Origin of the sequence: Paenibacillus nuruki, from assembly GCF_001721045.1 — a bacterium.
GTDB lineage: Bacteria > Bacillota > Bacilli > Paenibacillales > Paenibacillaceae > Saccharibacillus > Saccharibacillus nuruki.
In genome coordinates this window covers 12,369-26,819 of the sequence record NZ_MDER01000026.1, presented here as the reverse complement: position 1 = coordinate 26,819, position 14,451 = coordinate 12,369, and the positions used below count along the sequence as shown (strand labels likewise).

The 14,451-nt window shown below is 40.6% G+C and carries 13 protein-coding genes; 1 reads left to right on the top strand and 12 read right to left on the bottom strand.

Translation table 11 applies throughout. The features are described 5' to 3' along the window. Positions 1 to 91: 91 nt before the first annotated feature. The 3 genes from PTI45_RS03080 to pth form a co-directional block, all read right to left on the bottom strand. Positions 92 to 1,204 (bottom strand): peptidylprolyl isomerase, encoded by a 1,113-nt coding sequence (locus PTI45_RS03080; protein WP_069326074.1) that lies wholly within the window; start codon positions 1,202 to 1,204, stop codon positions 92 to 94. Continuing rightward, entirely contained in the window at positions 1,191 to 4,715 is a 3,525-nt protein-coding gene (mfd, locus tag PTI45_RS03075) for a transcription-repair coupling factor (protein WP_069326073.1), read from the bottom strand. Before mfd ends, PTI45_RS03080 begins: the two co-directional genes overlap by 14 nt. A 185-nt stretch (positions 4,716 to 4,900) precedes the next feature. Next, positions 4,901 to 5,461 carry an aminoacyl-tRNA hydrolase gene (gene pth / locus PTI45_RS03070; RefSeq protein ID WP_069326072.1) on the bottom strand — a complete coding sequence of 187 codons (561 nt, stop codon included), beginning with the start codon at positions 5,459 to 5,461 and terminating at the stop codon, positions 4,901 to 4,903. 179 nt (positions 5,462 to 5,640) lie between these two features. Here pth and PTI45_RS03065 point away from each other — a divergent pair, with 179 nt between their 5' ends. Further along, the gene (locus PTI45_RS03065; RefSeq protein WP_069326071.1) at positions 5,641 to 5,841 is read left to right on the top strand and encodes a hypothetical protein; all 201 of its coding nucleotides are present in this window, start codon (positions 5,641 to 5,643) and stop codon (positions 5,839 to 5,841) included. A 66-nt stretch (positions 5,842 to 5,907) separates the two neighbouring features. On the opposite strand, the gene PTI45_RS03060 is transcribed toward PTI45_RS03065, so the two are convergent. From PTI45_RS03060 to PTI45_RS03020, 9 genes are all read right to left on the bottom strand, one after another. Then, positions 5,908 to 6,861: a ribose-phosphate diphosphokinase gene (locus tag PTI45_RS03060; RefSeq protein ID WP_069326070.1), complete on the bottom strand. Its 954-nt coding sequence runs from the start codon at positions 6,859 to 6,861 to the stop codon at positions 5,908 to 5,910. 199 nt (positions 6,862 to 7,060) lie between these two features. After that, positions 7,061 to 8,446, bottom strand: a complete 1,386-nt coding sequence (glmU, locus tag PTI45_RS03055) for a bifunctional UDP-N-acetylglucosamine diphosphorylase/glucosamine-1-phosphate N-acetyltransferase GlmU (protein WP_069326100.1) — start codon at positions 8,444 to 8,446, stop codon at positions 7,061 to 7,063. A 176-nt stretch (positions 8,447 to 8,622) separates the two neighbouring features. Next, positions 8,623 to 8,919: a septation regulator SpoVG gene (gene spoVG / locus PTI45_RS03050; protein WP_069326069.1), complete on the bottom strand. Its 297-nt coding sequence runs from the start codon at positions 8,917 to 8,919 to the stop codon at positions 8,623 to 8,625. 195 nt (positions 8,920 to 9,114) lie between these two features. Further along, positions 9,115 to 9,951, bottom strand: coding sequence for a pur operon repressor (purR, locus tag PTI45_RS03045; RefSeq protein WP_069326068.1), 837 nt, complete (start codon positions 9,949 to 9,951; stop codon positions 9,115 to 9,117). Between the two features lie 170 nt (positions 9,952 to 10,121). Continuing rightward, entirely contained in the window at positions 10,122 to 10,976 is an 855-nt protein-coding gene (gene ispE / locus PTI45_RS03040) for a 4-(cytidine 5'-diphospho)-2-C-methyl-D-erythritol kinase (RefSeq protein WP_069326067.1), read from the bottom strand. A 219-nt stretch (positions 10,977 to 11,195) separates the two neighbouring features. Further along, positions 11,196 to 11,471 carry a biofilm formation stimulator Veg gene (gene veg, locus PTI45_RS03035; RefSeq protein ID WP_069326066.1) on the bottom strand — a complete coding sequence of 92 codons (276 nt, stop codon included), beginning with the start codon at positions 11,469 to 11,471 and terminating at the stop codon, positions 11,196 to 11,198. Positions 11,472 to 11,577: 106 nt separating this feature from the next. Continuing rightward, positions 11,578 to 12,462, bottom strand: coding sequence for a 16S rRNA (adenine(1518)-N(6)/adenine(1519)-N(6))-dimethyltransferase RsmA (rsmA, locus tag PTI45_RS03030; RefSeq protein ID WP_069326065.1), 885 nt, complete (start codon positions 12,460 to 12,462; stop codon positions 11,578 to 11,580). Between the two features lies 1 nt (position 12,463). Beyond that, positions 12,464 to 13,012, bottom strand: coding sequence for a ribonuclease M5 (gene rnmV, locus PTI45_RS03025; protein ID WP_069326064.1), 549 nt, complete (start codon positions 13,010 to 13,012; stop codon positions 12,464 to 12,466). A 192-nt stretch (positions 13,013 to 13,204) separates the two neighbouring features. Next, a complete protein-coding gene (locus PTI45_RS03020) occupies positions 13,205 to 14,323 on the bottom strand; it encodes a resuscitation-promoting factor (RefSeq protein WP_371748125.1) in 1,119 nt (372 codons plus the stop codon). Positions 14,324 to 14,451: the final 128 nt, after the last annotated feature.

The following is a 14,451-nucleotide window of genomic DNA, read 5'->3' as shown; positions in this document are numbered from 1 at the left end:
AAATTACACAAAAATAGCGCGGAGTCTCCGCGCTATTTGTTTTGCTCATTCAATCTACTTTTTGCTATAGAAGCCAATCAGTCATCAAATATTATTTACTGCTTTCTGCTGGTGCTTCTGTAGCAGGTGCAGTTGTTGTTGGAGCTGTTGTTCCCTCTGTAGCTGGTGCTGTTGTACCTTCTGTCGGCGCTGTTGGAGCTGTAGTTGCTGGAGCCGTTTCAGATTTAGGTAGATTTTTCTTCGTAATCATACCTGGTACTTCTTTAGACATATACTCACTGAATTTTTGAGAAGCAATTTGAGATTTAATCGTTTCTTTTTCTTCTGTTGTAAGATCAGCAAATGCTTTTTCTGTACGAGATTCAACTTCGATTACATGATAACCGTAATCTGTTTTAACTGGATCACCGATCACACCGATTTTTTGTTCTAGTACTGCATTTTTGAAACCTTCAACCCAGTTTCCGACTTTCTCATTTTCGTAAAGACCACCTTTGTCTTTAGAACCTGTATCGTCAGAATATTTTTTAGCGATGGTTGCAAAGTCTGCTCCGCCATCCAATTTAGCTTTAACTTCTTTAGCTAATTTCAATGCTTGAGCATCTGTACGAGTTGTTTTGCCATCAGCACTTTGTAGTCCGATTAATACATGACGTACAGTCGCTGTTGCATAATCTTTTTTGTTATCTGTGTAGTATTTCTCTACATCTGCATCGGTTACTTTTTCTTTCATCACTTCAGAAGCAGTCAATACACGTGTCATATAATCTTTAACATCTTGCTCTGTCAAATTAGCTTCTTTGAGCATAGTAGCAAGTTGTTCAGGATCTACACTTGTTTTGAATTGTTTCAGTTGTTCTTCACCTTGTTTAGCACCTGCTGTTTTTGCTGCTTCGCTAGCACTTTCATCAAGAGATTTGTAAGCTACCTCTTGCTCAAGCAAAATTTCTTTATATTCGTCCATATCAAACATTTGTGCATATTGAGGAGAGAAGAATTTCATCATACTAACTTCATGATTAAATTCATTTTCAGTGATTGTACCGCCTTTATACTCGGCAACCACCGCACTTGTATCTTTCGTTTCATCATTCTTTGTTTCTGCGGTTGTTCCTTTGTTACAAGCTGCTAACAGACTGATGCACAGAATAGCAACTACTGCTAACATCGTCGTTTTCCGCGCAGCTTTTTTAATTGGCCACATCCTGTAGTTCCCCCTTTAGTTTGAATGATTCCATGATAGCCTCGAGGAATTGGCAGAGCAGTTCAAGTAGCTCGCCATCCGTTAGTCCTTTACCTTTGACTTGAATAACCATATTGGAACCCTGATTAAATTGTACACGTCTTTCGAAGCGATTGCCAACTTGGGACAGTTTGGACAAATTGAACGCTTTTTCTTGCCCTGTATGGAACTTCAGCAACACATCGTCTCCACGGCGCGAAATATTTTCGATTCCATAACGCTTGCCGTACAGCTTGAGTCGTGCCACCTGTAACAACTGCAATACCGCTTCAGGCAATTCACCAAAACGATCCAACAGCTCATCTTCAAGTTCGCCAATATCATCAAATGCAGATAAAACAGCGACCTTTTTATAAATTTCTATTTTTTGGATACTGTCATAAATATAATCAGCTGGAAGATACGCGTCAATAGACAGATCAATAACGGTATTCCAATCGTTCGCTTTGGTATCTTCTTCGCCTAGCATAGTCACTTTACGTTTCTGAATTTCTTCAGCTAACATTTGTGAATACAAGTCAAACCCGACCGAAGCGATAAAGCCCGATTGCTCTGCACCTAGTAGATTACCTGCTCCACGAATCGATAGATCACGCATCGCAATTTTGAATCCTGAACCCAGCTCTGTGAACTCTTTGATCGATTGCAGACGCTTCTCTGCCACTTCAGTTAAGACTTTATCCCGTTGGTACGTAAAATAAGCATACGCAATTCGGTTCGAACGTCCAACCCGACCACGTAACTGATAAAGCTGAGAAAGACCCATTTTATCAGCATCATGCACGATTAGCGTATTCACGTTTGGAATATCGACGCCTGTCTCAATAATACTGGTACTGACGAGTACATCGAATTCGCCGTCCAAGAAGTCAAGAATCGTTTTCTCCAATTCCTGCTCAGACATTTGACCGTGTCCAACAGCAACTCTTGCATCAGGAACCAGTTCCGAGATTTGCGCTGCCATCTCATGAATGCCTTGTACTTTGTTATAAAGATAATAAATTTGACCACCACGAATCAATTCGCGCTCTACTGCTTCACGAACCAGAGTATAGCTATGTTCAACCACATACGTCTGTACAGGGAAGCGATTCTCTGGCGGTGTCTCAATAACAGAAAGGTCACGCACACCAAGCATCGACATATGAAGCGTACGCGGAATCGGTGTTGCTGTCAGTGTCAGTACATCGACATTGGTTTTGAGGCGTTTGAGCTTTTCTTTATGGGATACACCGAATCGTTGCTCTTCATCGACAATCAATAGACCAAGATCTTTGAAAATAATATCTTGAGATAATAGTCGATGCGTACCAATAACAATATCAACTGTACCTTGCTTGATGCCTTTGATCGTATCATTCTGCTCTTTACGTGTACGGAATCGGCTTAATACACTGATATTGAACGGATATTCAGCAAATCGTTCACGGAATGTCTCATAATGCTGTTGCGCTAAAATAGTAGTTGGGACAAGAATAGCCACTTGCTTACCTTCGATAGCTGACTTAAAGGCTGCCCGAATCGCTACTTCTGTTTTACCATACCCTACATCACCACAAAGCAGACGATCCATTGGACGTGTTTGTTCCATATCTTTTTTGATCTCATCAATCGCACGTAACTGATCACGAGTCTCATCGTATGGGAAAATATCTTCAAACTCTTGCTGTTCTGCTGTATCTTTTTCAAATCCATAACCCGAAGCTTCTTGGCGCTCAGCATACAGTTTGATAAGATCATCTGCAATATCTTGAACCGAAGAACGAACTTTGCTTTTCACTCTCGTCCATTCATTGCCACCAAGCTTGTAGACTTTCGGTTCTTTTTCTTCAGAACCTACATATTTCTGAATCAAATCGATCTGTTCGATTGGTACAGACAGCTTATCGCCACCTGCATACATAATATGCATATAGTCTTTATGAATACCGGCTACTTCAAGTGTACCAATCCCCATATATTTACCGATACCGTGATTCTGATGAACCACATAGTCGCCTACTTTAAGTTCGGTATAACTACGAATCCGTTCAGCATTATCTACATTCTTACTGACTTTGCGGACTTTACGCTGCTTTTTAGAGAACATTTCGCCTTCAGTAATAACGGCTAGATTAATCGATGGCAATTCAAATCCTGTTTGTAGACTTCCATCAATCATAATCGGTGTCTCAATATCATAATCGTCAAGAACACGGCGTACACGTTCCATCCGTTCTTCACCATTTGCCACCATTAATACTTGAATGCCTGCTTTTTTCCAGCGTTCCATCTCAGACTTGAGTACGTTCATCTGTCCATGGAAATCTTGCATAGTGCGACTGACAAAGTTAACGATATTGCCGGGTAGCACATGCGGAACTTGACGCAAAAAGATCGACGTCCAGATCGTCTGGAAGCCACTACGATACATAATATCATCAGTGTCTCCAGCAAGTTCAAGCGAAGGCAGGTTTTTACCATTTTGCAGTAAATGCATATTCCATTCGGATTCATCACGCTCTAATTGCTTAGCAGTCTCTAGCAATCGTGCAGGTTCTTCCATAATCAGAATCGTATCTTCAGGCATGTAATTATATAAAGTCACCTGTTCTGGATACAGCAAGCTGATATATTTATATATTTCTGGGAAATAAATATGTTGGCGCATCAATTCGATTTCACGACCAATTTCTTCACGTAGACGAATCTTCGCCTGACGATCGGTCATTTTTTCGATTTGCATTTCAAGACGAGCAGAAGCCAAATCTGCTGCATGATTCATACGGGTACGATCAGCAATAATTTCGCGACAAGGAGTGATGATAATCGATTTGACTTTATTAATCGAACGCTGATCATCAGGATCAAATGTACGAATAGAATCAATATCCTCATCAAATAATTCTATCCGGTAAGCCAGATTAGCAGTCGCAGGGTAAAAATCGATAATCCCGCCACGTACACTCATCTCACCACGTGATTCTACACGTTCTACACGCTCATAGCCAAGCTCAATCATACGCGTCAGAAATGTGTCTAGAACCAGTGTACCGCCTTCTTGCAATTCAATTTCAGCACCTGCTAATGACTCGGGAGCAGGTACAAATCGCCGAATACCAGAAAAAGGCACAACAACAATGCCTCTGAATCCAGCAGCACATTTCATCAATACATCGATGCGTTGAGCTAATGTCTCAGGGCTTGATATCGCTGACTCTGCGGCTACCAGTTCGTTCGCAGGGTATAGCAAAACCTGCTCAGGTGTTAGCGCTTCCTGTAAATCTTCAGCAAGCTTGTGAGCAGCAAACATATTATGAGTGACAACCAATAACGGTCTTTGAACTTCTGTGAACAGACTAGCCATCATGATCTGGCGTGAAGAACCGGATAAACCGGAGATGAGTTGTTCTTTCATCCCGGACACAATACCAGATGTAACAGAACCAAAATCCTTATCTTTGGCAAATGCTTGTATCAGAGTTTCTAACAAAACGGCACCTCACTTATCCTTAGGTAAAAACGGTAAAACGACAAATCGGATTCATCTCGATTTGCCTATAAACAACCGCCTTCTTATCCAACCCTTATTACGGATCAGACTCAAAGGCGGTACTTATGAATTTGGGACAGTTATCAATGTCTGTATTTGCTTACGAATTAAGGCTTATTATAGCATTAACCGTTAAATTTAGCCATCGTCTGCTCAAAGGTATGCTTTAAGCTATATTCCATCGCATTACACGAATTTTCGATCATTTCATCTAACAGTTCCTTTTCTTTTTTAGCAAAAGGAGATAGAACATAATCAACAATCGCATAACCAGGCGTTGGTCTTGAAATACCCATTCGAATACGATCAAATGTCTGTGTACCAGTATGTTGAATAATCGATTTGATCCCATTATGTCCACCTGCACTACCTTGATAACGCAGACGAATTTTACCTGTTTCGGTATCCATATCATCATAGACTACAATCATATCTTCTAGAGCAACTTTATAATAATCCATATATCCTCTGACTGCTTCGCCAGATAAATTCATATAGGTCATCGGCTTAATCAAAACGACCTTAATTCCATCAATATGTCCTTCACCGATCAGCGATTTACTTTTAGCTTGATTAATAGCGATCCCGTGGCGATCTGCTAAACGATCCAATGCCATAAAACCTACATTATGACGAGTTTTGGCATATTCAGATCCGGGATTGCCCAAACCTACAATCCATTTCATTCGTACATATCCTCTTTTCTTTAGAAATAGGCAATGATACAAAAATTAAAGGTTGCTATATTATCGTGCAGTCACTAACATTTTTTGCTAAAATCAGATTATTGAATACGTATCATCTTTTTGATACTTATCTGCAAATGATCAACTTCACGACTAACCAGTAGAGAGGGGGATTCAGCATGTACACCTTTGGGCAGCAATTGCTGAAAAACCGTCATTTTTATGATCATTTTAAACAGGAAGTGCCTGTGCAGATTTATCGTCGTGATATTCCTGTCGATATCGGAATGATTACGGCGTATGATCACCAGTTTATTGAAGTGAATCGTGTATTGTACCATCGGCAACGTCATGTTTTTTTATCAAGACCAGGTTATTAAAATAGATACGCCGATAAGGGTTACTCGCCTCAGATGGGGCAAGTAACCCTTTTATTACATCAACGCTTATTCAATTTCAAATAATTTACTGATCGACAACTCTTCATGAACACGAATAATCGCTTCACCCATAAGAGGTGCTACCGACAATACTTTTAATTTGCTTGTAGGATTAGGATGTGTAATCGGAATAGTATCTGTAACAATAACTTCTTTGAGTGGTGAGTTTTCCAAACGATCCATAGCTGGGCCGGATAATACAGGATGTGTACAACAAGCATACACTTCTTTCACTCCACCTTCGATCAAAGCATTTGCACCCAATACAATAGTACCCGCAGTATCAATAATATCATCTACCAAGATCGCAGTTTTACCTTCGATATTACCAATGATGTTCATCACTTCACTCACATTCGGTTCAGGGCGACGCTTATCGATAATCGCAAGCGGAGCACTGAGTAGATCAGCAAGCTTACGCGCGCGAACTACACCACCGTGGTCAGGAGACACGACAACAGGATTTTCAATTTTTTTGGAACGGAAATATTGAGCCAAAATCGGTACTCCAAGTAGATGATCTACAGGAATATCGAAGAATCCTTGAATCTGCATTGCATGTAGATCCATAGCAATAACGCGATGAGCGCCTGCTTTTTCAATCAGATTCGCAACCAATTTGGCTGTGATCGGATCACGTGAACGTGCTTTACGGTCTTGACGTGCATATCCGTAATACGGAATAACCACATTGATACTTTTAGCAGAAGCACGTTTTAATGCATCTACCATAACTAGCAGTTCCATCAGATTATCATTGACAGGTGCACACGTAGATTGGATGACATAGACATGGCAACCACGAACACTTTCAGACAACTTCACCTGAATCTCTCCGTCACTAAATCCAGTCGTACGAGATTCACCCATAGGAATACCAATATAGTCAGCAATCTGTCCCGCCAACTTAGGGTTAGAATTACAAGTGAAAATTTTTAATTTAGAATCACAATAAGTCATAATGGTTAAAACCCTCCGTGATGGTTCATTGGAATGCTTATCAACTCGGCGTTCATTTCTCTTTAGATCCGTCAAATCATACAACAAGCATTATATATTTCATATTATATAATAATTCTTTAGCGAATAGTGGCATTTTGTTCGTAAGAATCGATAATAATTTTAGCTACACATCATTAATTTTTGTTATAAATGTTAATTATTCCTTTTTATCATGAATTGCTTTCGCTTTAGCGCGAATTTTTTCAGCATATCCTGATTTGTTTTCTTGACGTTGACGAGCGATTGCCATGTCGTTAGCTTCTACATCTTCTGTAATGGTTGAGCCTGCTACCACATAAGCGCCATCACCGATACGTACAGGAGCAATCAAGTTCGAATTGCTGCCAATAAATACGTTGTTACCAATCTCTGTAACAGCTTTGTTGAGTCCATCATAGTTAGCTGTGATCGCCCCACAACCAATATTAACGCCTGAACCTACAACAGCATCCCCTACATAACTAAGATGAGGAATTTTGGAACCTTGTCCTACAGTTACATTTTTCAATTCTACAAAGTCGCCTACTTTTACTTGATCACTTAACTTTGTACCTGGACGCAAGTAAGCAAATGGACCAATATTACCTTCAGCCCCTACTTCAGCTCCAGACAGAATCGATTGACGAACCGTTGAACCATTGCCTATTGTGGAATTTTCAATTTCTGTATTCGGTCCGATGATACAATCTTCACCAATCACTGTTGCACCGTTAAGGACGGTTCCTGGATAAAGGACTGTATCTGAACCGATCACTACGTCAGCTCCAATATAAGTTGCTGATGGATCAATAATCGTAACTCCGTTTAACATATGTTTTTTTGCAAGGCGTGCGCGCATAAATCCTTCAGCTTCTGACAACGCTAGACGGTCATTTACACCGATTGATTCAGCTAGATCGAATGTTTCGTAGGCAGCTACCATTTCACCTTGTTCACGCAAAATAGTAATGCAGTCTGTTAGATAATATTCTTGTTGAGCATTATCATTCGTAATTTGAGAAAGAGCTTGGAACAATTTGCTGTTATCAAAACAATACGTACCTGTGTTGATTTCTTGTACAGCTAATTCTTCAGGCGTGCCTTCTTTTTGCTCAACGATTTTCTGTACACTGCCATCAGCTCCACGAATAATACGACCGTATCCTGTTGGATCAGTCATTGAAGCTGTCAAAATCGTTACTGCTGCACCCTGACTTTCATGATTAGCAATAATATTTTCAAGTGTCTCAGGAGTTACCAAAGGCGTATCTCCACAAATAATAATCGTTGTTCCTTTTTCAGTACCTAGCAAAGATTCTGCTTGTTGAATCGCATGACCGGTTCCTAATTGTTCACTTTGTAGTGCGTATTCTGCACGATCGCCTAGATAAGCTTGTACCGCTTCTGCTCCGTGACCTACAACGACTACACTGCGCTCACAATGAACTTGCTGTACAGCATCCAGTACATGACCTACCATCGGCTTACCGCATACCGGATGTAGAACTTTGTACAATTTGGATTTCATGCGTTTACCTTTACCTGCTGCGAGTATGATTGCCATTCTTTTTGAATCCAACAATACAGACCTCCTTATTCGAACTCATATATTTAAATCATTATGTTAGATTTATCGTTAAAACTCCTTAATGAATATATCTTATTCCAGACAAAAAGAAAAGGGAGCCACAATGTAGCTCCCTGTGGCTCCCTTTTCTTTCAAACCCCAATAAGTAAACGTTAAGCACCTTCTTCAATCACTTCTTCAATCGCTTCTTCTTCCAATCCTGCACGTTCATATTCAGCTAATACAGCTAACTGAATCTTCTCGCGAGTTCCAGAAGAAATAGGATGTGCGATGTCGCGAAACTCGCCATCAGGTGTCCGTTTGCTTGGCATTGCAACAAACATTCCATTGTTACCATCAATTACACGAATGTCATGAACGACAAATTCGCTATCAATTGTGATGGATGCGATTGCTTTCATTCTGCCTTCGGAATTTACTCGGCGGAGTCTTACATCCGTTATTTCCATATGTGTTCACCACCTTTGTCTATTCAAGACTTGGTTGTGTAATTCCACACATGGAAGTCAAATTCCTTCTTTTTTCTCCAAATTAATTGTATATTTTTTTATTTTATTTATCTTTAGGCTCGATTTCTACCGTTTTCACCTGATTTTGATGATATTCGTTCTCATTACGAAAATGAAAATTATCGGCAGAAAAGCTTAATTAGAATCATTTTCAAAGTAGTTTCCAGGTTGTACCGTAATTTTTTTGTTTTTAGGATCAATATCAGTTACTTTCGCAAGTGACACATAATCTGCCCACAGACGATCATCTGTGTCGACAGAACCAGATTCTAAAAGCACCCCGACTCCAGCAACCGTTGCATTAAATTCTCCTAAAAGATCAACCATACCTTGAATAGTACCGCCAGCTTTCATAAAATCATCGATAATCAATACACGTGATTTTTCTTTAAGTGCGCGGCGTGACAATGTCATCGTATGCAGACTCTTGTGTGAACCTGATACATAGTTAATACTTACCGCAGATCCTTCTGTCATCTGATGATCACGGCGTACCAGTACAACCGGCAGATTCAATTGCGTACCTGTAGCATGAGCCAAAGGAATTCCTTTGGTTTCTACTGTCATAATGACGTCGATCGGCGTATCTGCAAAAGCTGAAGCAAAAATCTTACCTACTTCATTCAAAATCGCAGGTTGCCCTAACAGATCAGACATATAAATATAGTTACCTGGAAGCAGACGATCCGGTTGTCCTAATTGACCGCAGATTTCTTCCATAAATGAAAATGCTTTTTCTTTCGCCAGCTTTGGAATATATTTCACTCCGCCTGCTGCTCCTGCAAGTGTTAATAATTCTCCCGTACCATCTTCTTCAAAAACTTCTTTAATAATGGTCAGATCCTCACTAATCGATGATTTGGCCGCTCCGTATCGATCAGCGAAAGTGGTTAATGGAATCAGCGTATGTGGTCGTGAAGTTAAATATTGAGTTAATTCAACTAACCGCGCGCTTCTCTTTAATTTTTTCACCATAACGCCTCGCTATCTACAAAATATTGACATTTTATACCCTAAATCCGAATAATTAAAGTGAATATAACATTTTTGTACGTGTTTGTAAAAGAAAATCGCAATCTTTTTCTCTTATGGCTTATCATCGAGCACCATTTAGAGTTAAAAAGACTGCGATTTGAAATCATTTAAGTTAATATCCGCACAGCATAGACTTCTTTGCAAAATCCACGTAATCCATTATAGACACGAGCTACTTTGGACTCGCGCGAGATCAATCCGAATACAGTGGGTCCACTTCCTGACATAAGCACACCATCGGCTCCCAACTGAATCATTGCCTGCTTGAGCTGTTGAACTTGCGGATAATGAGTCAGAGTAACATCTTCCAACACGTTACCCAGTTGATGACAAATCTCATCAAAAGATTTGTTTTCTAACGCTTTTTGCATTTCTAGAGCAGAAGGATGCTTAGCGATCTTATCTGCCCGAAACCGTCCGTATACATCGGCAGTAGACACGTTAATAGGTGGCTTCGCTAACACAACCCAGCAATCTGGTGGACTGGTCAGTGGAGTAAGTAGCTCTCCACGTCCTGTAGCGAGTGCTGTCCCCCCTGTGATGCAGAAAGGAACATCAGAGCCAATAGAAGCACCTAGCTCCATCATGTCTTCATGGGGAATCTGGAGGTTCCAGAGACGATTCAATCCTCTAAGCGCTGCTGCAGCATCACTGCTACCTCCAGCTAGACCAGCCGCAACTGGAATCTGCTTATCGATATGAATATGTACACCTTGCTTAATATTATATTTTGCTTTAATTTTTTGAGCAGCTTGAAAAGCCAGATTTTTCTCGTCTAAAGGAATATATCCTGCTTGACTAGAAATTTGGATCGTATCTCGAGACAATTCAGTGATCGTTAGGCGATCGGCTAGATCCACCATTGTCATGATCATCTCGACCTCATGATACCCATCCGGTCTTTTATGTAACACATCCAGCATCAGGTTGATTTTTGCTGGCGCTTTTTCATATATCTTCATGCTGTTCCTCCACCCTCAACATTCCATCCGAACGATTTGATACGCTGCGTACGGGTTCCTGTGCTTATCATTACGAATAATCCATATTATAAAAAAAATGACGTACAAAGTCTATTATATGGGTATCGGGTTCCGTTCATGTAGATCAAATATAGTCACAAAACAAAACAGTCTCTACCCCGAAAGGAGATAAAGACTGTCTTATACTAAAACAGTTATTCAATTCCCAACATATTCGATTCGTGTCTGACAATCGTCATCACAGACGGTGACTTCCACAGAATCTGTCAATATATCGGCATAGCTGTAAGACACACGTTCAAATGTCTGATGCTCTTCAGCGAGCTTGACAATAAAAACAGAAGGGTAGGTCTCTTCCAAAACTCCGGTTCGTTCGATGGTCTTCTTACGACCACCATTAGCACGTAACGTAATTTTGTGCCCTACATGAGCATCAAGACTACGTTTGATTTCCAAAAGCGCATTGTTAGCCATTGACTACAACCACCTCTTTCCCTCTTCATTATATCAAAGAAAAGAGTGTTTGTCAAATGAACATTAAATTATAGCAGTATTAATTTTATCTTGTCAACGAATTTTTTCAACGGATACCTGCTCTCAAAAATACACTGCTCAAAGTCGCGTATTCTTGCAAACTAAGTGTCTCTCCACGTCTAGAAGGTTCGATTCCTGCTTCTGCCAAAAGTTGCTCTAATTGTGTACGATCGCCACCTTCAAAATAACGGCTACGCAAGTTATTGGCGATTGTTTTGCGACGCTGTACAAAACAAGATTGCATTAATTCAAAGAAGTACGCTTCATCTTCGACTTCAACTGCCGGACGATCCCTTAGTTTCAAGCGAATGACAGCAGATTCTACATTCGGTTGCGGGATAAATACCGTTTTAGGGACGATACAGATCAATTCAGGCACGCAATAGTATTGAACAGCAATACTAAGACTTCCGTAGTCTTTGCCTCCAGGAGGGGCTGCCATGCGCTGAGCGACTTCTTTTTGAATCATAACGACGATATTGTCTAACGGTAAACGTTCTTCTAACAACTTCATCACAATAGGTGTAGTGACGTAGTATGGTAAGTTAGCCACCACACTGACTTTTTCAACTTCACTGAAGTCTTCACGGAACAATTGATGCAAATCGACTTTGAGCACATCATCATGACGTACTTTAGCATGAGGATAAGGCTCTAAGACTTCTTTCAAAATCGGAATCAAGCGACGGTCAATCTCAACTGCTGTGACTGCACCTGCTTCTTGAGCTAGACGCTCGGTTAATGCACCGATTCCGGGTCCAATCTCTAATGCTCCATTTTCAGGCGTTAATTCAGCTGCTTCTACAATTTTGTTCAAAATATTGGAATCGATCAAAAAGTTCTGACCTAAGCTTTTTTTAAACGAGAATCCATATTTATTAATAATTTCTTTGGTGCGTTTGGGTGTGGCTATTTCTAATCGTTCATCCATATTATTGTTCTTCCTCCGCTTCCATTTGTGAGAGTGCTGTTGCAAACTCTTCACGGCTAATTCCAAAAATACGTAAACGTTTATGGAACTGCTTTCCATTGCCATAACCTATGCCGAGCAGATTGCCCATTTTCATTCGTCGCTCCGCAGCATCAGGTTGCATCACAAGTCCTGTCATGATCAGATCTTCCCAATCGATCAGAACTTCCGCTTCTGGCATCTCAGAGTGTACACGCGCCAACGCTTCACGAATAGCTTCTGGAGAAGCATTTTCGACACCGATATCACCTTTGAGCGTAGCTTCACTTTCAGGGATAAAAGCATGCTTACATCCAGGGACTTTCTGCGCTACGATCTTACGTATCCGTTCACCTGCAAAATCAGGATCAGTTAATATAATTACACCGCGTCGTTCTTGAGCTAATTTCACACGACGAATCACATGAGCACCTATAGCTGAGCCGCCTGTCTCGATCGTATCTGCGTCTACAGCTCTTTTAATCGCTACGGTATCGTCTCGTCCTTCCACAACAATCACTTCTTTAATCACGTTGATTGTACGCTTCCCTTCACTCTCTAAATGATAAGATAATCTGTTCGATATTCATCTTAACAGAACAAAAAGAAGAGGATTTATCCTCTTCTTTTTGTTTTCTTTATGCACGCTCATAGTTAATATTATTTATATCATATAACAGATGACTGGGCTTAAGCAATGGTGCTATCCCAATCAACACCCTCTCTAGGGTTTAACCGGGCCAATTACATATACAGTGTAACCGGATTTGCGTCCAAATGCTCTCGCTTGGCTCAAGCTGTCTATATACACGTCGATTTTATTACCGTTAATAGCACTACCGGTATCTTCAGCACGGCGGAAGCCAATGCCTTCAATGTATACCCACCATCCCATAGGAATGACACTCGTATCGACTGCAATCGTACGACCTTCTGTTACACGTGCTCCCGAAGCAGTCACTGTACCTAGACCAGGTTCTTGAGACGAATAAGCAGTTAAAGATACATTGTTCAGTACTTTCGCATAAGAGAAATCTACACCTGCTTTGGAAGTACTATTACTTGATCCTCCACTAGAAGAAGCAGCTGCGAGAAGTTTAGGCTCCTCTTTTTTGGTACCAATAGCTACAATCTTATCTTTTACTTTTGCGGTTGTTTTTTTATCAACCATACGTTTGGAGACGAATTCTCCATCTTCGTATACTTTCTCGATGTATTGAACCACTTTACCTGTTTGACCGCCTTGCACTAACTTGGTTTTACCTTCAAGCATAGAACCATCGGTTTTCTTAACCGTTTGATATGGAATCTTGACTACTTTTTTCGCTACAAATGATTTGGTACGCACAATCTTGATATCCATATTGTCATGAACTGAAGATTCCATCGCAGGTGTTAATTGATCTTCACCTGACAGTGTTAACCCAGCCTGCTCCAATGTGTTACCAACTGTTTTAGAGGTGGTATAAATTTTCTTGGTTCCACCATCTGCCGTAATGTTTACTGCAACCGCATGGTTAATATAAACTTTGTCCCCATCCTGAAGCGCGCCATTCATAGGCATAGATACTTTATCTTGTGGTGCCACTTTAATTTGATTTTCATCAAGCAGTTGAGAAAGCATCAATTTACGTGTTTCCACGGTTTGTGCTTTGCCGTCAATGACTACAGAAATATTTTTACCCGCTTGATTATAAAGTAGGGACAATAGCATCGCTGCAAGAGCGATCACTAATAATGCAGCCCACAATACATAGCGTAGGTTTTGTTGCTTCCAACTCAGCGCGTAAGACATGCTGGATGAGCGCGAACCATGGGTTTTTTCGAAAGGAGCAATTGCCACTTCTTCCGTCCTCCTTCATAGTCTCGCCGTCTAGCTGTGACGTAATTGTATATGACGCGACTATATAACAGAATTTTCACAGGCTGATCGTAAGCATAAGATTACCAAATCTGTGTGATAATCTTTCG